The 21402-nt window shown below is 61.4% G+C and carries 20 protein-coding genes; 10 read left to right on the top strand and 10 right to left on the bottom strand.

Annotated elements, in window-relative coordinates; all coding sequences use genetic code 11:
* Positions 1-17: 17 nt before the first annotated feature.
* Positions 18-1334 carry a TRAP transporter large permease gene (locus tag AC1DLT_RS08565; protein ID WP_038547739.1) on the bottom strand — a complete coding sequence of 439 codons (1317 nt, stop codon included), beginning with the start codon at positions 1332-1334 and terminating at the stop codon, positions 18-20.
* Between the two features lie 2 nt (positions 1335-1336).
* Complete coding sequence (locus tag AC1DLT_RS08570; protein WP_477486464.1) at positions 1337-1921, bottom strand: TRAP transporter small permease; 585 nt, start codon at positions 1919-1921, stop codon at positions 1337-1339.
* Between the two features lie 204 nt (positions 1922-2125).
* Between AC1DLT_RS08570 and AC1DLT_RS08575 the strand changes: the two genes are divergently transcribed.
* From AC1DLT_RS08575 to AC1DLT_RS08590, 4 genes are all read left to right on the top strand, one after another.
* Positions 2126-5752 (top strand): hydantoinase B/oxoprolinase family protein, encoded by a 3627-nt coding sequence (locus AC1DLT_RS08575; protein WP_477486465.1) that lies wholly within the window; start codon positions 2126-2128, stop codon positions 5750-5752.
* 19 nt (positions 5753-5771) lie between these two features.
* Complete coding sequence (locus AC1DLT_RS08580) at positions 5772-6980, top strand: TIGR03862 family flavoprotein (RefSeq protein WP_477486466.1); 1209 nt, start codon at positions 5772-5774, stop codon at positions 6978-6980.
* Between the two features lie 109 nt (positions 6981-7089).
* The gene (locus AC1DLT_RS08585; RefSeq protein ID WP_038547731.1) at positions 7090-7809 is read left to right on the top strand and encodes a YoaK family protein; all 720 of its coding nucleotides are present in this window, start codon (positions 7090-7092) and stop codon (positions 7807-7809) included.
* An 18-nt stretch (positions 7810-7827) separates the two neighbouring features.
* A complete protein-coding gene (locus AC1DLT_RS08590) occupies positions 7828-8616 on the top strand; it encodes a YdcF family protein (protein ID WP_477486467.1) in 789 nt (262 codons plus the stop codon).
* A gap of 18 nt (positions 8617-8634) precedes the next feature.
* Here AC1DLT_RS08590 and AC1DLT_RS08595 read toward each other — a convergent pair whose 3' ends face one another.
* The gene (locus tag AC1DLT_RS08595) at positions 8635-9111 is read right to left on the bottom strand and encodes a hypothetical protein (protein WP_247135957.1); all 477 of its coding nucleotides are present in this window, start codon (positions 9109-9111) and stop codon (positions 8635-8637) included.
* A 116-nt stretch (positions 9112-9227) separates the two neighbouring features.
* On the opposite strand from AC1DLT_RS08595, the gene AC1DLT_RS08600 reads away from it, so the two are divergent.
* Positions 9228-9881: a trimeric intracellular cation channel family protein gene (locus AC1DLT_RS08600; protein ID WP_247135958.1), complete on the top strand. Its 654-nt coding sequence runs from the start codon at positions 9228-9230 to the stop codon at positions 9879-9881.
* A gap of 6 nt (positions 9882-9887) precedes the next feature.
* Here AC1DLT_RS08600 and irrA read toward each other — a convergent pair whose 3' ends face one another.
* The gene (gene irrA / locus AC1DLT_RS08605) at positions 9888-10304 is read right to left on the bottom strand and encodes an iron response transcriptional regulator IrrA (RefSeq protein WP_038547722.1); all 417 of its coding nucleotides are present in this window, start codon (positions 10302-10304) and stop codon (positions 9888-9890) included.
* Positions 10305-10620: 316 nt separating this feature from the next.
* Here irrA and fabA point away from each other — a divergent pair, with 316 nt between their 5' ends.
* From fabA to AC1DLT_RS08630, 5 genes are all read left to right on the top strand, one after another.
* Positions 10621-11136, top strand: coding sequence for a 3-hydroxyacyl-[acyl-carrier-protein] dehydratase FabA (gene fabA / locus AC1DLT_RS08610; protein ID WP_038547719.1), 516 nt, complete (start codon positions 10621-10623; stop codon positions 11134-11136).
* 47 nt (positions 11137-11183) lie between these two features.
* Positions 11184-12407, top strand: a complete 1224-nt coding sequence (gene fabB / locus AC1DLT_RS08615; RefSeq protein WP_247031890.1) for a beta-ketoacyl-ACP synthase I — start codon at positions 11184-11186, stop codon at positions 12405-12407.
* Between the two features lie 4 nt (positions 12408-12411).
* Positions 12412-13218, top strand: coding sequence for an enoyl-ACP reductase FabI (gene fabI, locus AC1DLT_RS08620; protein ID WP_038547712.1), 807 nt, complete (start codon positions 12412-12414; stop codon positions 13216-13218).
* A gap of 77 nt (positions 13219-13295) precedes the next feature.
* On the top strand, positions 13296-13490 hold the full coding sequence (locus AC1DLT_RS08625; protein ID WP_247135959.1) for a type II toxin-antitoxin system HicA family toxin: 195 nt from the start codon (positions 13296-13298) through the stop codon (positions 13488-13490).
* Entirely contained in the window at positions 13487-13882 is a 396-nt protein-coding gene (locus AC1DLT_RS08630; protein WP_247135960.1) for a type II toxin-antitoxin system HicB family antitoxin, read from the top strand. Before AC1DLT_RS08625 ends, AC1DLT_RS08630 begins: the two co-directional genes overlap by 4 nt.
* Positions 13883-13889: 7 nt before the next feature.
* Here AC1DLT_RS08630 and AC1DLT_RS08635 read toward each other — a convergent pair whose 3' ends face one another.
* The 6 genes from AC1DLT_RS08635 to AC1DLT_RS08660 all read right to left on the bottom strand — a co-directional run bounded on the left by AC1DLT_RS08635 (position 13890) and on the right by AC1DLT_RS08660 (position 21133).
* The gene (locus AC1DLT_RS08635) at positions 13890-14897 is read right to left on the bottom strand and encodes a class I SAM-dependent methyltransferase (protein WP_477486468.1); all 1008 of its coding nucleotides are present in this window, start codon (positions 14895-14897) and stop codon (positions 13890-13892) included.
* 90 nt (positions 14898-14987) lie between these two features.
* Entirely contained in the window at positions 14988-17120 is a 2133-nt protein-coding gene (gene pnp, locus AC1DLT_RS08640) for a polyribonucleotide nucleotidyltransferase (RefSeq protein WP_477486469.1), read from the bottom strand.
* A gap of 335 nt (positions 17121-17455) precedes the next feature.
* On the bottom strand, positions 17456-17725 hold the full coding sequence (rpsO, locus tag AC1DLT_RS08645) for a 30S ribosomal protein S15 (protein ID WP_038547700.1): 270 nt from the start codon (positions 17723-17725) through the stop codon (positions 17456-17458).
* A 151-nt stretch (positions 17726-17876) separates the two neighbouring features.
* Positions 17877-18806, bottom strand: a complete 930-nt coding sequence (gene truB, locus AC1DLT_RS08650; RefSeq protein WP_038547697.1) for a tRNA pseudouridine(55) synthase TruB — start codon at positions 18804-18806, stop codon at positions 17877-17879.
* Positions 18807-18818: 12 nt separating this feature from the next.
* Entirely contained in the window at positions 18819-19226 is a 408-nt protein-coding gene (rbfA, locus tag AC1DLT_RS08655) for a 30S ribosome-binding factor RbfA (RefSeq protein WP_477486470.1), read from the bottom strand.
* A gap of 173 nt (positions 19227-19399) precedes the next feature.
* Entirely contained in the window at positions 19400-21133 is a 1734-nt protein-coding gene (locus AC1DLT_RS08660) for a chemotaxis protein (protein WP_477486471.1), read from the bottom strand.
* Between the last annotated feature and the right edge of the window lie 269 nt (positions 21134-21402).

The following is a 21402-nucleotide window of genomic DNA, read 5'->3' on the forward strand; positions in this document are numbered from 1 at the left end:
TTCCCTTTTCTCTCTAGTTATCCCGGGAAAGCCATTTTCGGCAGAAACATCACGATATCCGGGAAGATCGTGAGGATGGCGACGGTCGCCAGAAGCAGGAAGAAGAATGGCAGTGCGGCGCGCGCAACCGTCAGGCTGTCGCGCCCGCTCATCGTCTGGAGGACGAAGAGGTTGAAGCCGACCGGTGGCGTGATCTGCGCCATCTCGACCATCAACACCAGGAAGATGCCGAACCAGATCAGGTCGAAACCGGCCTGCTGGATCATCGGCAGCACCACGACCGTGGTCAGCACGATCATGGACAGGCCGTCGATGGCGCAACCGAGCAGCACATACATAAGCGTCAGAACGGCAATCAGCGCATAGGGGCTAAGCTGGAAACTGTCGACCCATGCCGCAAGAGCGTTGGGAATGCCCGTATATCCCATGGCAATCGACATATAGCCGGCTCCTGTGAGGATCAGCATGACCATCGACGTCATGCGGGTGGCGCCCAACACGCTGTCGATGAAACTCCTCCAGGTAAGAGCCCTCTGCGATGCAGCGATGACGAGGGCGCCCAGGACGCCCCATGCCGCGCATTCGGTCGCCGTCGCCCATCCGAGCATCAGGGCAGAAAAAACCGTGAGAATCAGCAACGCCAGGGGGATGAGGTTCAACGTCTCCTTCAGCTTGGTCGGAAAAGACGTCTTCGGGGCAGGAGCGGGGCTCTTGTCCGGGTTCATCAGCGACCAAACGACGATCGCACCCATGTACAGGATCATGACGATGACGGCCGGAATGAGACCCGCCATGAACATCTGGATGATCGAAACATTCGCTGCGACAGCATAGACGATCATTGGAATGGACGGCGGCACCAGAAAACCAAGCGTGCCCGCGCCGGCGAGCGATCCCAGGCTGATGTTTTCGTCGTAGCCCCGCTTCTTGAGTTCGGGCAAGGTGATTTTCGCCACCATTGCGGTCGTTGCTGCGGACGAGCCTGAGACCGCGCCAAAAAGCCCGCAGCCAAGCACGTTGACGTGGACGAGACGTCCCGGCAGCCAATTCAGCCAAGGCGACAGGCCACGAAACATCTCGTCCGAGAGCCGCGTCCTGTAGAGGATTTCTCCCATCCAGATGAACAGGGGCAAGGCTGCGAGGCTCCAGGATGCGCTGCCGCTCCAGGCATTGGTGGCCATGGCGGCGCCGATCTGGATGCCGGCCGGGGCGAACTGCATCGCAATGAAGCCGCATATCAGCAACGCGATGCCAATCCACACTCCGCCCATAAGGAGGATGAGCATCGCGCCGAGAATGAGACCTGAAATCTCGACCAGGAAAGTGGTATCCATCTTCAGACTCCACTTTCCATGACGCGCTCGATGATCTCTTCCTTGGTCTTCGGCACCGGCTTCTCGTAACGTGGCATACCACCGAACAGGAGGTGGAGAAGTTCGTCAACGAAGGCGATTTCCAGGATGACCAGACCAAGAGACATGCCGATCTGGGGAATCCAGAGCGGAACCGGTACGACCCCCTGCGAGACGTCGTTGAATTTCCACGAGGTCGATGTCATGTCCACGGCATACCAAGCGAAATAACCGACAGCCAAAGTCGCAACAACTGTGCAGCCGATTTCAAGCGCCCGCCGAGGCGCTCCGCCGATCCTGTCGATCAGCAACCCCATGCGGATGAGTTCGGCGGACCGGAAGGTATGAGCTAACGGCAGAAAGGCCGTTGCTGCCATGCACCAGGCGGTAAAGTCGTCACCGGCGGGAATATCGACGCCCAGCGGCCGGCCGGCCGACAGGGACAGCATGATTGCGAACGTCGCCACGAGAAATACGCCTCCCAGATACCCAGCGGCGAGATACAGGCCGTCCAGCGCTCGTCGAAGGAATTCCGGAAGAATGCTATGATGCGGATCAACGGAGGACATGGATCGGCCTCCCGTAACAGGATATGAAAAACGGCATGGTCGGCTCCCCTCGGTTGCCGGTTATCCGGGTGGAGCTCTTGGCGGCTTCCTGCCCGTTCAGCGAGCATGATGCTTCAATGTGCATTTTCCTGTCAACTAATCATTGACGTTTTATCGACGAAATGTTTTCGTTATTGCCTATCGAGTTTGATTTGAGGGCGGAACATGACCGAAGCTAAGTGGGATTTCTGGATCGATCGCGGCGGCACGTTCACCGACATCGTCGGCCGGAAGCCGGACGGATCGCTTGTCGCCCATAAAGTCCTGTCCGAAAATCCGGAAGCCTATCGTGATGCGGCCGTACAAGGGATTCGCGAACTCCTGGGCGTGCCGGCCGGCACTGCCATACCCGCCGATGCCATCGGCGCGGTAAAGATGGGCACGACAGTCGCCACCAATGCACTGTTGGAGCGCAAGGGCGAGCGCACGCTGCTGGTGACGACCCGCGGCTTCCGCGATGCGCTGGCGATCGGCTATCAGGCCCGCGCCGACATCTTCGCCAAGAAGATCATCAAGCCCGAACTGCTCTACAAGCACGTGGTCGAGGTGGATGAACGCGTCCGCGCCGACGGCACGATCGAAGCTGCACCGGATGCCGCAACGATCCGCGCGCAGCTGCAGGAGCAGTATGACGCCGGCTTCCGCGCCGTCGCGATCGTCCTGATGCACGCCTATCGGTATCCGGCCCACGAACAGCTTGTGGCAGGGATTGCCCGCGAGATCGGCTTCACGCAGGTTTCCGTCAGTCACGAGGTTTCGCCGCTGATCAAGCTGGTCGGGCGCGGCGACACGACCGTGGTCGACGCCTATCTCTCGCCGATCCTGCGTCGCTATGTGGAACAGGTTGCCGGTGAACTTGGCACCGGGCTCGACGTCGCCGACAAGCAAGGTGCGCAGCTGATGTTCATGCAGTCGTCCGGCGGATTGACTGCGGCGCGGCTATTCCAGGGCAAGGATGCGATTCTCTCCGGCCCCGCCGGCGGCGTGGTCGGCGCGGTCGAGACCTCGCGGCTGGCCGGCTTCAACCGGATGATCGGCTTCGACATGGGCGGTACGTCGACCGACGTGTCACACTATGACGGCGAGCTGGAACGCTCGTTCGAAACCGAAGTCGCGGGCGTTCGCATGCGCGCGCCGATGATGTCGATCCATACCGTTGCCGCCGGCGGCGGTTCGATCCTGCATTTCGAGAATGGCCGTTTTCGCGTCGGCCCGGATTCGGCCGGCGCCAATCCTGGCCCGAAGGCCTATCGCCGCGGTGGACCTCTGACCGTTACAGACGCCAACGTCATGCTCGGCAAGCTGTCCCCAAAGCTGTTTCCGGCGATCTTCGGACCCAACCGCGACCAGCCGCTCGATGCGGATGCCGTGCGCTCCGCCTTCGAGGATATGGCCAAGGTGATCGGCGACGGCCGTTCGCCGGAAGAAGTGGCTGATGGCTTTCTGGCGATCGCCGTCGAGAACATGGCGAATGCGGTCAAGAAGATCAGCGTCCAGCGCGGCTACGACGTCACCCATTACGTGCTGACCTGCTTCGGCGGCGCCGGCGGCCAGCATGCCTGCCTGACGGCGGATGCGCTCGGTATTTCGACCGTGATGATCCATCCGTTTTCGGGCATCCTGTCGGCCTATGGCATGGGGCTTGCGGATATCCGGGCCACACGCCAGCGCACGGTATCGGACGAGCTTGCGGCCGCCCTGGAGACGCTCGGACCCATCCGCGACGAGCTGACCGCCAGCGTGCTGGAGGAAATGGCGTCGCAGGGCGTGACCGCATCCGGAACCGAGGTTCTGCACCGCGCGCACCTGCGCTATCAGGGCACGGATACGACTTTGCCTGTAACCGTGACCGACGCTGCCGACATGACGGTCGCCTTCGAGACGGCGCACAGGAAACAGTTCGGCTTCATCTTCGAAAACCGAGAGATCATTTTCGAGGCCTACGAGGTCGAGGCGATCGGCGGCGGCGCCGATTCCGACGAACCGGAATTCGAATTGGACGATAGCGCGCCAACGGCGGCTGAACAGACAAAGTTCTTCTCCGGCGGTGCATGGCGCGAAGCGCCAGTTTATCGGCGCGCCGAGATCAAGCCTGGCTCGCGCGCAAACGGCCCGTGCCTGATCGTCGAGCCGCATCAGACGATCGTCGTCGAAGACGGCTGGGCTTTCGAGATCACCAGGTTGAACCACGTCGTTCTGAAGCGCGTTGCGGAACTCTCCCGCGCCAAGCCGGTCGGCACCCAGGCCGATCCGGTGCTGCTCGAAGTGTTCAACAACCTTTTCATGTCGATCGCCGAACAGATGGGCGTGACGCTGCAGAACACCGCCTCGTCGGTCAACATCAAGGAACGGCTGGACTTCTCCTGCGCCGTCTTCGATGCGGACGGCGCGCTGGTGGCGAACGCGCCGCATATGCCGGTGCATCTCGGCTCGATGGACCGCTCGGTCGAAAGCGTCATCGCTCAGAATCATGGCAGGATCCGCCCCGGCGACGTGTTTGCGTTGAACGCGCCCTATAATGGCGGCACGCACCTGCCGGATATCACCGTCGTTACGCCGGTCTTCGATTCCGAGGGTAGACACATCCTGTTCTACGTCGCCTCGCGCGGACACCACGCGGATGTCGGCGGCACCGCGCCGGGTTCGATGACGCCGCTTGCGACGACTGTCGACGAGGAGGGCGTGCTGTTCGACAACGTGCTGCTTGTCGATCGCGGCCGGTTCGACGAGGCCGGCATCACCGATCTCCTCTCCAACCACCCCTACCCCGCCCGCAACGTCGCCCAGAACGTCGCGGACCTTCGCGCCCAGATCGCCGCCAATGAAAAGGGCGTGCACGAAATGCGCAAGATGATCGCGCAGTTCGGGCTGGACGTGGTGCGGGCCTATATGGGCCACGTGCAGGACAATGCGGAGGAGAGCGTCCGCCGCGTCATCGAAAAGCTTGGCGATTCTGAATTCACCTACCCGACCGACCAGGGCAGCGTGATCCAGGTGAAAATCACCGTCGACAAGGCCAAGCGCGAGGCGACTGTCGATTTCACCGGAACGAGCCCGCAAAAGAAGAACAACTTCAATGCACCGGAACCGGTCACCCGGGCCGCGGTGCTCTATGTCTTCCGCGTCATGGTCGAAAGCTCCATTCCCATGAACGCGGGATGCCTGCGGCCGATCCGGATCATCGTGCCGGAAGGGTCGATGCTGAAGCCGCAATATCCGGCAGCGGTCGTCGCCGGCAATGTCGAGACCAGCCAGCATGTGACCAACGCGCTGTTCGGCGCGCTCGGCGCGATGGCGGCAAGCCAGGGCTCGATGAACAACCTCACCTTCGGCAATGCGACCTACCAATATTACGAGACGCTGTGCTCCGGCTCGCCGGCCGGCGTGTTCAACGACGGGACCGGTTTCGAAGGCACGGACGCGGTGCATGTGCACATGACCAATTCCCGTCTCACCGACCCGGAAATCCTGGAAACCCGTTATCCGGTGCTGCTCGAAGATTTCCACATCCGCGACAATTCCGGCGGCAGGGGCAGGTTCTCAGCCGGCAACGGCACGAAACGCACCATCCGCTTCCTCGAAAAAATGGATTGTGCCATCCTTTCCTCGCACCGGACGATCAAGCCGCATGGGCTTGAGGGCGGCGAAACCGGCGAGCTTGGCAAGACGACGGTGCGGCGCCTCGGCGGCACGCTCGAAGAGCTTGGGGGCTGCGCCCAGACGATCATCGAGGCGGGCGAAGCGGTGACCGTCCAGACGCCGACCGCCGGAGGCTATGGCAAAGCGGACTGATCTGCCTTAACCGGGAGGCATGACAAAGCAGATCGCGATCATCGGCGGCGGCCCGACAGCGCTGATGGCGGCGGAAGTTCTCTCCGCCGCCGGCCATTCCGTGACCGTCTACGAGGCGATGCCGACCTTCGGGCGGAAATTCCTGCTCGCCGGGAAATCCGGGTTGAACATCACCCATGCGGAGGATTTTTTAAAGTTCGCGGCGCGTTTCGGAAGCGCCTCCGCTCGACTGCGCCCTGCCCTCGAGGCATTCACGCCGGGCGACGTTCGGGCCTGGGCGCTGGGGCTTGGCACGGAAACCTTCGTGGGGACCTCCGGCCGCGTGTTTCCGACGGTTATGAAGGCCTCGCCGCTCTTGCGCGCCTGGCTGCGGCGGCTGGAGGCGCAGGGCGTGGCGCTCAGGACGCGGCATCGCTGGGTGGGGTTTGCCGAAAACAGTTATCGGTTCGAAACGCCGGAAGGGCCGGTTACCGCCCAGCCGGATGCCGCTCTTGTGGCACTGGGCGGCGCCAGCTGGCCGCGGCTTGGCTCGGATGCCGCCTGGGTGCCGTGGCTGAGCGCCAAGGGCGTTGAAGTCGCCGGCCTGCAGCCGGCCAATTGCGGTTTCGATGTCGCCTGGAGCGAGGCGTTTCGCGAGCGCTTCGCCGGCGAGCCGCTGAAATCCGTTTCGACCACTTCCGACGCCGGCACATTCCAAGGCGAATTCGTGATCTCCGGGCAGGGGATCGAAGGCAGCCTTGTCTATGCCCATTCAGCAGCACTTCGGGACCGGCTTTTTGTGCAAGGCCAGGCGACATTGACCGTCGACCTCGCACCCGGCCGCACGCTGGAGCGACTTGGCCGCGACCTTGCCCGGCAAGATGCCAAGGCGAGTTTCTCCAACCGCCTGCGCAAGGGAGCAGGGCTGGAGGGCGTGAAGAGCGCTCTGCTTCGCGAGCTTGTTGGCGATATCAACCGCATGTCCCCGGAGGAACTGGCGAGGCTGATCAAGTCTCTGCCGATCCCGGTTGTCCGCCCGCGACCGATCGCGGAAGCGATCTCATCCGCCGGCGGCATCGCCTGGAGCGACCTTGACGAAAACTACATGCTGAAACCGCTTCCGGGCCTTTTCGCCGCCGGGGAAATGCTCGACTGGGAGGCCCCGACGGGTGGCTACCTGCTGACCGCGTGTCTTGCGACGGGCCGGGCCGCGGCAAAGGGTATCGATGCCTGGTTGGACCCGAGATAGGACTCGCTTCGGGACGCTATTTGCGATTTCTTCTCCACTTATCCGACATTGTCCTAGATCAACGCCTCAAGGCGTGATTCGCGCAGATTTACGCGGAAGAAGGGGCTCCATGAGCAGGGAAAGACGAAGACGCATCATCCGCAGGCGGCGGACCGTGACAGGCCTTGCGCTGGTTGCCGCCATTTCCTTCGTGGCGGGCATGACGGATGCGGTGGGCCTGTTGCTCTCGGGCGACTTCGTGTCCTTCATGACCGGCAACACGACCCGCGCGGCCATCGCCTTCGCCGACGGCGACTATAGCCATGCGATCATCCTGTTCATCGCGCTCTGGGTCTTCATCCTCGGCAACGCGCTTGGCATCGTGCTTGCCTATACGGTGTCGGCGCGCCGCACATTCGTGGTGCTTGCAAGCGTCTCCATCCTGCTTGCCGCCGCCTCGACCGTCCCCGACGCGGGGGGGTATCCTCGGCTGCAATTCTATCTGGTCGTGTTGTCGATGGGCATGATCAACGCAACGGTCGAACATATCGAAGGGCTGCCGATCGGCCTCACCTACGTGACGGGGGCGCTTTCCCGCTTTGGCCGCGGCATCGGCCGCTGGCTGATCGGCGACCGCAACCCGACCGGTTGGCTGATCCAGACGGTTCCTTGGACCGGAATGGCATGCGGCGCGGTGACGGGCGCTTTTTTGACGAAATATGCAGGCAGCCATGCGCTCTGGATCGTTTCGGTTCTGGCCCTCGCGGTCGCATTGGCGACGACGCTTCTGCCGCGCCCGCTGCACCTGCATTTCCAGCAGCCGATCGCCTCAGCCCGCCGCCGTGCCTGATCTTTCCGAAAGTTTTTGATGTTCCTGCTTTCAAAACTCTTCTGGGTCTTCGCCCAGCCCCTCTCGCTTGCTTTTCTCCTCTCCGCCCTTGCCACAGTTCTCATCGCCGTCGGCTGGCGCCGGCTTGGCGGCCTTGCTGCGCTGCTGACCGCACTGGTGCTGTTCGTGACGCTTTTTACCACGACGGGCGCAGTGGCGCTGCAGGCGCTGGAAGGCCGCATTCCAAAGCCGATGCAGGAACCCCAGTCGGTTTCCTGCATGATCGTGCTCGGCGGCGTGCTCGAGAACGAGGTGACGACCGTGCGCGGCGGCATCGAGCTCAATCAGGCCGCCGACCGGTTCGTGGAGGCGTTGCGGCTCGCCCGTAATCATCCGCAAGCACACATCCTGATTTCCGGCGGCGACGGTTCCATCAGCGGCGCCTACGAAGGAGAGGCGCAGGCTGCGGAACGGTTCTTCTCCGCCTTCGACATCCCGGCCGATCGACTGGTGAAGGAGAATGCGTCTCGCACGACCTATGAGAACACGGTGAATTCGGCCGGGCTTCTGAAGGCTCAGGGGCTCGAACGCTGCCTGCTGATCACCTCTGCCTTCCATATGCCGCGCGCGACGGGGCTGTTCCGAGCGGCCGGCATAGAGGTGACGCCGTGGCCGGTCGATTACCGCACCAGCGGCATCGTCCGCCTATCGCTGGATTTCACCCAGCCGGCGCTGAATGCGCAGCTGACGACGACTGCAGCCCGCGAGTGGATGAGCCTGACGGCCTATTATCTCACCGGGCGGATCGGCGAGATCTTTCCGAAATAAGCCCCCTGCCGGGCCGTTCTATTTTTTCGACAGGATATTGAAGTCAAGGCCGCGTACCCTGACGCGCATTTCGCAGGGCGCGGCGTCGGTGCGACCGCAGAAGCGGGGATGCATCGTCAACTCGAAGACCATGTTGCCGAAGTACTGAACGAAATCGTAGTGATAAAGCTGGGCAGTGGCGACCATGACGTAGCCGCCTTCCTTGATCTGCACATAAAAATTGTAGCGGCAGCCTTCACTGGCGCAGCGCGGCCCCCTGACCCCGTCGCAGGTTACTTCGGATTGGTTGGAAACGAGATCGAGCATGCCGTCGTTGTTGATGTCGAAGCGCTTGATGAAGGCCGGGCCGAAATCGACGGTCTTGCACTCCTTGCGGAAGTAGTCCTTCTCGTAGATTTCCGGATCGCTGAAACGCTGCGGCTGCTGAGCAAAAGCAAGTGTTGGCGCAAACACCAGGACGAGCGCCTGCACGACAATGATCAAGAGCTTTTTCACTGGCGGACCTCTGCAAATTCATCTGTTCACGGCGTGCGTCGAAGGATGACGCACGCAACGATCGGCGGTTATGCTAACGGCCCGCACTTGCGCGACGCTGGATCACAAGGTCTGACATGTCCCTGCTGACGATACTCGACTATGCCGGCATCGCGCTTTTTGCCGCGACAGGCGCGCTTGCCGCTTCGCGAAAGCAGCTCGACCTCGTCGGCTTCCTGTTTTTCGCGGCGGTCACCGGGCTCGGCGGGGGAACGCTCAGGGACATCCTCCTCGGTCGCACGCCGGTCTTCTGGGTGCTGGACCCGACCTATATTCTCATCTGCGTCATCTCGGGCGCCTTCGTGTTCTGCACCGCGCATCGGGTGGAATGGCGCTTTCGCCTGCTGATCTGGCTCGACGCGATCGGGCTTGCCGCCTATAGCGTGCTCGGTGCAGCAAAAGGTCTCGCCGCCACCGGATCGCCGACGATCGCGATCGTCACCGGAGCGTTGACAGCCGCCTTCGGCGGCATCCTGCGCGACCTTCTCGCCAACGAACCCTCGGTTCTGCTTCGGCCGGAAATATACATCACCGCCGCCCTTGCGGGCGCCTGCGGGTTTACCGCGGCGAATGCACTCGGCCTGCCGGTCTATGCAAGTTCGGGGCTGGGCGCGGCGCTCGCCTTCGGCCTGCGCGGTGGCGCGATCCACTATGGCTGGACATTGCCACGGTACAGGCCGCGTCCCGGACGGGACCAGGACGAAGCAATCAAAGGAAAGAAAAGGCCGTGAGAGGCGTCAGCTTTTCTTTTCGCGCAGACGGATGATCACATCCACATGAGCGATTTCCATGCCTTCGGGAGCTTCCGGAAGGTTGTCGATCTGCAGATTGCTGACCGGAATGTCGAGCACCTGATTGCGGCCCTCGACGAAGAAGTGATGGTGATCGGAAATATTGGTGTCGAAATAGGTCCTGGCGCTTTCAACCGCGAGCACGCGGATGAGACCGGCTTCGGTGAACTGATGCAAGGTATTGTAGACGGTCGCGAGCGAAACCGGAACGCCGGCAAAGGTGGCTTCCTCGTGCAGTTCCTCGACGGTCAGATGGCGGTCACCCTTGGCGAACAACAGGTCGGCAAGCGCAATACGCTGCCGCGTCGGACGCAGGCCGCAATGGCGCAGTCTCGTCTCGATGTCCGTAATGGCTTCTGCCATAATTACCCGTCAACTCCTGCCGTTTCACGCCAATATCAGGTATCTTGACTTTCCGATATAACTTTTACGGACGGTAGTTTCAATAGTTTCCGGAGGATACCTGCGGCGAGAGCGCCAAAAACGCGCAATTTCGCTACAAGCCTCTGGTTTGCGCCTGTAGCTTCCTATATGCGGACCAGAACAAACGCATGTTCCAGCGGCTCGGCTGCCATCCCCAGGCGGAGCGCAAGTTCATCGTTACGCTTCAATTCCGACCGATCTTGCAATACGCTGCTGAAACAAAAGGTCTAAGGTTCAACGGGGGGAACGGAAATTTATGGCACCCAGGCAGTCCAGCTTCTCTTACGAAGAACTTCTCTCTTGCGCCCATGGTGAGCTGTTCGGACCAGGCAATGCGCAGCTTCCGCTGCCGCCGATGTTGATGGTCCACCGCATCACCGATATCTCGGAAACAGGCGGAGCTTTCGACAAGGGTTATCTCCGCGCCGAGTACGACGTACGACCGGACGACTGGTATTTTCCCTGCCATTTCGAAGGCAATCCCATCATGCCGGGCTGCCTCGGTCTCGACGGCATGTGGCAGTTGACCGGCTTTTTCCTCGGCTGGCTCGGCGAACCCGGACGCGGCATGGCTCTGTCGACCGGCGAAGTGAAGTTCAAGGGCATGATACGCCCGGATACCAAGCTGCTTGAGTATGGCATCGACTTCAAGCGCGTCATGCGCGGCCGCCTGGTGCTCGGCACCGCCGATGGCTGGCTGAAGGCGGATGGCGAAACCATTTACCAGGCGACGGACCTTCGTGTAGGCCTGTCGAAGGAAAAGGCCGCCTGATCCTGCGTGGCGGCCAAAGCAGAACAAGCAGAAAAGGTTTTGATGAGATGAGACGGGTAGTTGTAACGGGTCTCGGTATCGTATCCTCGATCGGGAGCGATGCCGCCGAAGTCACCGAATCCTTGCGTCAGGCAAAGTCCGGCATTTCCTTCTCTCCCGATTTCGCCGAGCACGGCTTCAAGTGCCAGGTCTGGGGCAAGCCGACGCTCGACCCGACCGATCTCGTCGACCGCCGCGCGATGCGCTTCCTCAGCCAGGGCGGCGCCTGGAACCATGTCGCCATGAAACAGGCGATCGCCGATTCCGGTCTCGAAGACAAGGATATCGGCGAGAACGAGCGCACCGGCATCATCATGGGCTCCGGCGGCCCGTCCACGCGCACGCTGATCGAAGCCGCCGAGATCACGCTCAAGAACAACAGTCCGAAGCGGATCGGCCCGTTTGCCGTGCCGAAGGCGATGTCCTCCACGGCATCCGCGACGCTCGCCACCTGGTTCAAGATCCACGGCGTCAACTATTCGATCTCGTCCGCCTGCTCGACATCCGCGCACTGCATCGGCAACGCTGCGGAGATGATCCAGTGGGGCAAGCAGGACGTGATGTTCGCCGGTGGCCACGAGGACCTCGACTGGACGATGTCGAACCTGTTCGACGCCATGGGCGCCATGTCCACCAAGTACAATAACAATCCCGACAAGGCCTCCCGCGCCTATGACGTCGACCGCGACGGTTTCGTCATCGCCGGCGGCGCCGGCGTGCTGGTTCTCGAAGAACTCGAGCATGCCAAAGCGCGCGGCGCCAAGATCTATGCGGAAATCGTCGGCTACGGCGCGACGTCGGATGGCTACGACATGGTCGCCCCCTCGGGCGAAGGCGCGATGCGATGCATGCGCCAGGCGCTGGCGACCGTGAAAGGCGATATCGACTACATCAACACCCACGGCACCTCGACGCCGGTCGGGGACAGCAAGGAGATCGGCGCAATCCGCCAGGTCTTCGGTGATAAGATCCCGCATATCCAGTCGACCAAGTCGCTGACCGGCCATTCGCTCGGCGGTGCCGGCGTGCAGGAATCGATCTACGGCCTTTTGATGATGCAGGAACGCTTCATCGGCGAAAGCGCCCATATCGAGAACCTGGACCCGGAATTCGAAGGTGTGCCGATCGTCCGCAAGCGGATCGACGACGCCAAGATCGATACGGTTCTTTCCAATTCCTTCGGGTTCGGTGGCACCAACGCCACGCTCGTCTTCCAGCGCTTTAACGGGTAAATCCATGACCGGAATCATGCAGGGGAAACGCGGCCTGATCATGGGGGTCGCCAATAATCACTCCATCGCCTGGGGGATTTCGAAAGCCGTCGCAGCGCAAGGCGCCGAACTCGCCTTCACCTTTCAGGGCGAAGCGCTCGGGAAGCGGGTTAAGCCGCTCGCAGCCGAACTCAATTCCGATTTCGTGGTGCCTTGCGATGTCGAGGATATCGCCTCGGTGGACGCGACCTTCGCGGCGATCAAGGAACGCTGGGGCAAGCTCGACTTCCTGGTGCATGCCATCGGCTTTTCCGACAAGAACGAGCTGAAAGGCCTCTACGCCGACACCACGCGCGAGAATTTCAGCCGCACCATGGTGATTTCCTGCTTCTCCTTCACCGAGATTTCCAAACGGGCGGCGGACCTGATGATCGACGGCGGAACGATCCTGACGCTCACCTACGGCGGTTCGATGCGGGTCATCCCGAACTACAACGTCATGGGCGTTGCAAAGGCGGCGCTGGAAAGCTCGGTGCGCTATCTCGCCGCCGATTACGGCCCACGCGACATCCGCGTCAACGCGATCTCGGCAGGCCCCGTGCGCACGCTTGCGGGTGCGGGCATTTCCGACGCGCGCGCGATCTATTCCTGGAACCAGAAGAACGCGCCCCTGCGTCGCACGGCCACCATCGAGGATATCGGCGGCTCGGCCCTCTACCTGCTCTCGGACCTTTCCCGCGGCGTGACCGGCGAAATCCACTATGTGGACGCCGGCTACAACATCACGTCGCTGCCGAGCCTCGACCGGCTGCGGAACGCGGATTCGGAGTAATTGGATGCGCATTATCATGCGCATCTTGATCCTTCATCTCCATCGCACTATGGTCTTTGCATAGCAAGGGTGTGCCCGTGGAGCGGAACAGTCACAAGATCATCGCGAGGCTGAAACGCGACGGTTACGAACTCATCTCCGTAAAAGGCTCACACCACAAGCTCCGCAAGGGTGCGCAAACCATCATCGTTCCGCACCCGAAGAAAGACCTGCCTGTTGGGACCGCGCTTGCGATTGCCAAGCAGGCTGGGTGGGTTGAGGTAGACCGATGAAATATTTCATTGCGCTCGTGCATAAAGACAGCGACAGCGCTTTCGGCATCAGCTTCCCCGACCTACCGTCGGTTTTTTCCGCGGCCGATATCGAGGATGACCTGACTGCGAATGCGATCGAAGCGCTTCGGCTCTGGGCGGAAGATGACGCACTACCGGCTCCCTCCTCCTATGAAGAACTAATGTCCCATAGCGAGATTCGCGCAGAACTCTCCAAGGGAGCGTTCCTGGCGCGTATTCCCTTCATCGAGGATGATACACGCGTCGTGCGTGCCAACGTCACTTTTGAAAAAGGCATGCTCGACGCGATCGACGCGGCCGCAAAAGAGCGCGGGCTGACGCGCTCAGCCTTCCTGGCCAGCGCCGCTCGCAAGGATATCGAGGCGGCTTAGGATCGGCTTACTTCTTCGCCCATAGAACCTTAAAGCGGGCGTTGCGGCAAGTCTCGCCGCTTTCGCGGAAACCTTCGGCCAGGACCGGCTCGTAGGTCAGGCCGCGATTGGCGACCAGCATCAGGCGGCCGCCGTTCTTGAGTGCCGCGGCGGCCGTGCGGATCATCGTCTTGCCGAGTTCGGGGTCCGTCGCCTGCGCCTCGTGGAACGGCGGGTTCATGATGACGAGGTCGTATTTTTCCTTCGGCGGCTCGGCGCCGAGGTCCTGCCAATAGAAACGGGCATTGAGATCCGGGCAGTTGCGCGCGATGTTGCGCTTGGCAAATTCCAGCGCCTGGTAATCGGCTTCGAAGAGATCGATGCGGTTCACCCGCTTCGACTTTTCGGCCAGCATCACCGAGAGATAACCCCAGCCGGCGCCGAAGTCGGCGGCATTGCCGTCGAAATCGGTCGGCAGGCGGCCTGCGAGCAGTTCCGAGCCTGCATCCACACGCTCGTGGGAGAACATGCCGGGTGCGGCCTCGAACCGGGCGTCGATCACCACGGTCGACTTCTTCAGCGCCTTGATCGCTGCGTCGGCATTGGCGGGCCTGGCGAACCATATGGCGACGCCGTGATATTTCGGGGTGTAATCGAGTTCGATGCCAAGCTTCAGGAGCGTGTTGCGAAGCGGCTGGATGCCATCTTCCTTACCGCCGGCGACGATGATGACGCCTCCCGTTCTGACACGCTCGAGAGCCTCGGCGACACGGTTCTCGTTCTCGCCGCGATGTTTGCCGCAAAGCACCAGCCCAAAGTCGTAACCGTCGCCCTCGGCCTCGGGAAAGGCGCCGTCGCGCAAAGCCCGGAACAGCGGCCGGAACGGCTGCACCGCGGTGATTTCCGCCGCAAACCCCTCGGGCAAGGCATTGCCTGCCTCGGCGCCCAGGAAGAGCACGCGCTCGCCTTCGCCGGGCATCGGAACAGCCTCGGTGTCGAAGGGATGGAACAGGGTTTTCAAGGCGTCTCGGCTCATGGCTAGTCTCGTGGGTTCGTCTCGTGGCAGCAGATAAACAAAAGGCGCGGAAGAGCTTCCGCGCCTCGATGTCTCGGGAAGACGAAGGCCTTATTCGGCGGCTTCGCCTTCAGCCTTCTTGAGTTCCTGGCCGGTGGCCTGGTCGACGACCTTCATCGACAGGCGAACCTTGCCGCGCTCGTCGAAGCCCATCAGCTTGACCCAGACCTTGTCGCCTTCCTTGACGACGTCCTGGGTCTTGGCAACACGCTCGGAAGCAAGCTGCGAGATGTGCACGAGGCCGTCGCGGGCGCCGAAGAAGTTCACGAAAGCACCGAAGTCGGCGGTCTTGACGACCGTGCCTTCGTAGATAGCGCCAACTTCCGGCTCGGCAACGATCGAGTGGATCCACTTGCGGGCCGCTTCGATTTCCTTGCCGGAAGACGAAGCGATCTTGACGGTGCCGTCGTCCTCGATGTTGATCTTGGCGCCGGTCTTTTCGACGATTTCGCGGATGACCTTGCCGCCCGAACCGATGACTTCACGGATCTTGTCGACCGGGATGTTCATTACTTCGATGCGCGGTGCGAATTCGCCGAGCTGGCCGCGGCTCTCGGTGATGGCATTGGCCATTTCGCCGAGGATGTGCTTGCGACCGCCCTGTGCCTGATTGAGCGCGACCTTCATGATCTCTTCGGTGATACCGGCGATCTTGATGTCCATCTGCAGCGAGGTGATGCCGTCGGCAGTACCCGCTACCTTGAAGTCCATGTCGCCGAGGTGGTCTTCGTCGCCGAGGATGTCGGAGAGAACCGCGAAACGCTCACCTTCGAGGATGAGGCCCATGGCGATACCGGCAACCGGCTTGGCCAGCGGTACGCCGGCGTCCATCAGTGCGAGCGAAGTGCCGCAGACGGTCGCCATCGAAGACGAGCCGTTGGACTCGGTGATCTCGGAGACGACGCGCAGCGTGTAGGGGAACTGCTCGACAGTCGGCAGCATCGGACGAATGGCGCGCCATGCGAGCTTGCCATGGCCGATTTCGCGGCGGCCTGGGGAGCCCATGCGGCCGGTTTCACCAACCGAGTAGGGAGGGAAGTTGTAATGGAGCAGGAAGCGCTCCTTGTACATGCCCGTCAGGCTGTCGACGTACTGCTCGTCTTCGCCGGTGCCGAGCGTGGCGACAACGATCGCCTGGGTCTCGCCGCGGGTAAAGAGGGCCGAACCGTGGGTGCGCGGCAGGATGCCGACTTCCGAGACGATCGGGCGGACGGTCTCGAGATCACGGCCGTCGATGCGGCTCTTGGTGTCGAGAATGTTCCAGCGGACGATCTTGGCCTGCAGGTGCTTGAAGACGGCGCCGATGACTTCGGCGCTGTATTTCGGCTCGACGCCCTCGGGGAAGAAGTGGGCCTTCACCTTCGCCTTGACGGCGTCGACGGCAGCGTAACGGTCGGCCTTCTGGGTGATCTTGTAGCCTTCGCGAAGCTCGGCTTCGAAATGCTGAAGCATTTCGGCTTCGAGCGCGGAATGGTCTTCCGGTTCGAATTCGCGGGGTTCCTTGGCGGCAACTTCAGCGAGTTTGATGATCGCGTCGATGACCGGCTGGAAACCGCGATGGCCGAACATGACGGCGCCGAGCATGATGTCTTCGTTGAGTTCCTTGGCTTCGGATTCAACCATCAGGACGGCATCGCCCGTACCGGCGACGACGAGATCGAGGACCGACTCGTCCATCTCGTCGAGATGCGGGTTCAGAACGTATTCGCCGTTGATGTAACCAACGCGAGCGCCGCCGACCGGGCCCATGAAGGGAACGCCGGAGAGCGTCAGCGCCGCGGAAGCCGCAACCATCGACAAGACGTCCGGATCGTTCTCAAGGTCGTGCTGTACGACGGTAACGACGACCTGGGTATCGTTCTTGTAGCCTTCCGGGAAGAGCGGGCGGATCGGACGGTCGATCAGGCGGGAAACCAGCGTTTCCTTTTCCGACGGACGACCTTCGCGCTTGAAATAGCCGCCCGGGATCTTGCCGGCGGCATAGGTCTTTTCCTGGTAGTTGACGGTGAGCGGGAAGAAATCCTGGCCAGGCTTCGGAGACTTGGCGGAAACAACGGTCGCGAGAACGACGGTCTCGCCGTAGGTTGCGAGAACCGCGCCGTCAGCCTGGCGGGCGATCTTGCCCGTTTCCAGCCTCAGCGGGCGGCCGGCCCATTCGATTTCGACGGAATGAGTATTGAACATATGTCTTGTCCTTCAATGCGGGAGCACACGCATCGCCGATATCGGGCGTAGCGTACAGTCGACCGCAATCAATGTGACACATCATGGGCAAGACAACGGGAGGCTTTGCATCACCGGCATCCTGGAAAAGGAGCCGCGGCTAAAGCCCCGAGGGCTTTGGCCGAAAGCGTCCGGCAATCCTGCCCCATGACAGGTCAACGGTTTGTTTGGCAGATCCGGCCCATCCGGGTCTGCGGGCAGTCACCACGCGAACTAGGGCGTAGCGCAAACATTTCATCGGACCTTAGCCCGAATAAAGAACCGGCAGGCGCTCCAAGAGCGCCCGCCGGAAATTTTTAGCGGCGAATACCCAGAGCAGCAATGATCTTGCTGTAACGGGCCTCGTCCTTCTTCTTGAGATAATCAAGAAGCGAGCGACGGGTGGAAACCATGGTCAGAAGGCCACGACGCGAGTGGTTGTCCTTCTTGTGATCCTTGAAGTGACCCGTCAGGTTGTTGATGCGTTCCGTCAGGATTGCGACCTGAATTTCCGGAGAACCGGTGTCGCCTTCGACGGTTGCATATTCCTTGATCAGCGCAGTCTTGCGCTCGGCAGTGATCGACATCTTACGATCCTTTCGTAAAGAGGAGAACGAGACGCCAGAAGCCGAGATGTCGTTCAGCTTCGGCCATGAATGCAGTAGGATGCCTATAGGCTCCTGATGCTGGCGCTGCCTATAGACCATTCACGTTGCAATTGGAAGAGGCGTCCGCCGATCAGCCGAACACCCGCTTCGGCCGGAATTCGCCCTGGCCGATCTCGCCGATGGCGATCAGCTTGCCACGCACTGTCGCGTAGGCCTCGGCCTCCGCAAGCGGCGCATCGCGGCCGCGCAGAATGACCGGATTGCCCATCTTCAGCCTGTGCGCCTGATCGTCGGTGACCGGCAGATGCGGCAGGCTGGACAGCGCTTCGGCAGTGTCGATCAGGAACTCATCGAGCGCCGCCAGGCGTTCGTCGCGGTCCTCGATCTCCTCAAGCGCCACGAGATCGGCGAGCGGCACCATCTTTTCCTCGGCGAACGGCGCGACGAAGGTGCGGCGCAGTTCGGAAATGTGACCATAGCAGCCGAGATCGCGGCCGAAATCGCGGGCGAGCGCGCGCACATAAGTGCCCTTGCCGCATTCCACCTCGAAATGCGCCTTGTCCGCGGTGACGCCGAGCAGCGTCAGCCGGAAGATCTCCACTTCGCGGGAAGGGATATCGACCGTCTCGCCATCGCGAGCGAGGTCATAGGCCCGTTCGCCGGCAATCTTGATCGCCGAGAACTGTGGCGGGATCTGGCTGATCGTGCCGGTGTATTTCGGCAGCAGATCGCGGATGGACTGTTCGTCGGGACGCATATCCGAAGCGGCTGTGACTTCGCCTTCGAGGTCGTCGGTCGAACGCTCTTCGCCCCAGCTGACGGCGAATTCATAGATCTTGCGTCCGTCCATAACGTAAGGCACGGTCTTGGTCGCATCGCCGAGCGCAATCGGCAGCATACCGGAAGCGAGCGGATCGAGCGTACCGGCATGTCCCGCCTTCTGGGCGTTGAACAGCCACTTGATCTTGGAGACGGCCTCGGTCGAGCCGAAATCGACCGGCTTGTCGAGGATCAGCCAGCCGGAAATCGGGCGGCCCTTTGGTTTGCGGGGTTTGGACATGCGTTCTCTTGACTATTCTTTGTCTTCGCTGCCGCCATCGAGATCCCGCTGGACCTCCGGCGAGCGCAGCAGCTCATCGATCTTCTTGTAGTTGTCGAAGCTGGTATCGTCGCGGAAGCGGACTTCCGGCATGTATTTCATCTGCCGGAGTTGACCGCCGATACGGCCGCGAATGTATTTGGCGTTGCGGTTCAGCGCCTCGATGATTGCCGCATGATCCGGCAGGCCGAGGGGTGTCACGTAGGCCGTGGCGACCTTAAGGTCTGTCGACATGCGCACTTCGGACACCGAGATCACGGTCTTTTCGATGAGGTCGTCGCGCACTTCGCCGCGTTGCAGGACCTGGGTTATGGCGGCGCGGACCTGTTCGCCAACGCGAAGCATGCGCTGGGAAGGCGCCGAGGATGTTGGCTTGCTCATTGTGTTTCTCTTCTAGAGCACTTGCGGGGTTCGTCCCGTATTCCAAGCGCTGCGTCAGTAAAGGCGGTCACATGACCCAGACGCACCCAAAGGTCAAGGCGCGGCCTTCGCTTTATCTTAACAGGACAAGCCGCTGAATGCAGCCCCCGCCGGTCCGCGCAGGCGCCGGCCGATCAGAACAGGGCATCGTCGATGTCTTCATCCGACATGGTGGTGGCGGCAGCAGCGGCGACCATCGGCGGCGCCGTGCCAAGCACCGCGGCATGCAATTCGCGTTCGGTCACCATCGTATAAAGACGGGCAATACGGCCACCGACTTCCACAAGCGCCTCTTCAAGGCCCGGCGCTTCGAAGACGTCCTCATCGAGTTCCATCTCGTCTGCGCAGGCGCGTAGCACTTCGCCGAGTTCGGCGTTGAAGTTCAACCGGGCGAGCGCGATATCCATTTCGCCGACGGCCGTCCTGCTCTGATCGCCGAGCGCCAGCATCTGAGCATCCATCCGGTCGCCGACGGAGCGGATATTCTCAAGCGCGTTTTCGAGGCGCTGATCGAGGCTTTGTTCACCTTCTTCGCCATGCACGCTGGTCAGCTTGTTGGCGGCGATTTCCAGCGTCTGGAGTTCGGTCAGGATCTTTTCAGCCGTTCCGTCGAGCGCTGCTGCAAAGTTGCGCAGTTCGGCGGTCACGACATTTATAGCCTTGCCCTCTTCGCCTATCTTGCTGCAGCGCAGGTTGGTATTGAGTGCCATATAATGAATGTCGGTGCGCACGATCTGGACGGTGCCGATGCCGTCGAGAAGTTCCCTGACGGTGTCGCTGGTCGCCCGGCTGAGCTCGCCGGCGCGATGGGCGACATCCTCGATTTCGCGCACGGCGCCGCGAGCGGCGGCCACACCGGTTTCAAGTTGCCGGATCGCATTGTTGTTGTTGCCGCTGTCGGCATCGGTCATCGCCGCACGAAGGGCCTCGATCTGCGACAGATCGGACCGGAAGCTTGCGACGATGGCGACTATCTTTGCAGTATCGCGATCAAAGTCGGAGATCGATTGATTGAGCTGCAGCGAGACGAGCTTGCGGATGATCAGCGACAGGCTTTCGCGCTCGCCGCCGGTTAGTTTTGCGGCCCCAGGCGCTTCCAGATAATCCGAAAGGATGCGCAGGCTCGACTGGCAGTGTTCAATACGCTGGCGGGTGATATCGCCGACCTGCATGGCCGACAGCGTCGAGGCGAGCTTCGACTGGATGCCGCTTGCGACGGTACGCACCCTTGCTGCGCGCTCGACGAGCAGTTTGCGGTGTTTGCCGATCTCAGCCGCGCCGTTGGAGAGTCCGGAAACGATTTGCGGCACCGTTTCGTCGTAGCTCGCCAGGATCGCCTTTCCCTTGATCATCACTGGCCCTAGGCCATGGCCGAGGCTGCTCAGCTTGCCGGCCAGATCGTTGACCTGGCGTGACCCCTCCTGGATCTTTGCGAGAATCTCTTCCGCGAAGCCCGCAAAATCGGCAATACCGGCCCCGGTGATCTTGGCAGTCACGGCGAAGGTGCGCAGATAGCGCAGCGTTTCCTGCATGTCCTCGATCTGAGGCCGCAGTTTTCTTTCCGCGGAGGCGATTTCCTGGAAGCCAACCTGGCGTCCGGATTCGAGCCTGGTCAGGTGCGACAGCCGCTCGACCGTGCTCTTCAGCTCGGTCATCGTGGCGTTTGCCGTTCCTTCGTCCAGCGAACCGGTCAACTGGTCGAGGGAGGTGATCAGCTTGTTCAGCACATCGAGGATCGACAGGAGCGCCGCGCCGCCATCGAGAAAACGCTCCTCGATACGCGAGCGTGCCGTTTCCATCCGGTCGACGAAGGCGAGAACGCCAGTCGAGCTACTCACGATGTCAAAAATGGATGCCCTGACAGCCACTTTGCCTCACCTTTCAGGTCCCCACGGGACCTCTGCCTGCTGAAGATACGACGATGAACTCGCCTGCATTGTTTTGGGACAGTTCCGCACCAGCAAGTTCGGGCACGGTTTTGTCCTGCGCGAGAACTACTCTGAGGGACGATGAGTTAATTCCCGCAGAATAGCGGCGGTCGTTTGCGACTTGTGGTTAATTTTCCCGCTCATTAGCGCGGCAAAATGCAACCTATCAGTTTTGTTTCGTGAGAAATGGCCATGGTCGGTTAACTCCG

The sequence above is a fragment of the Neorhizobium sp. 05N33 genome (assembly GCF_056397445.1).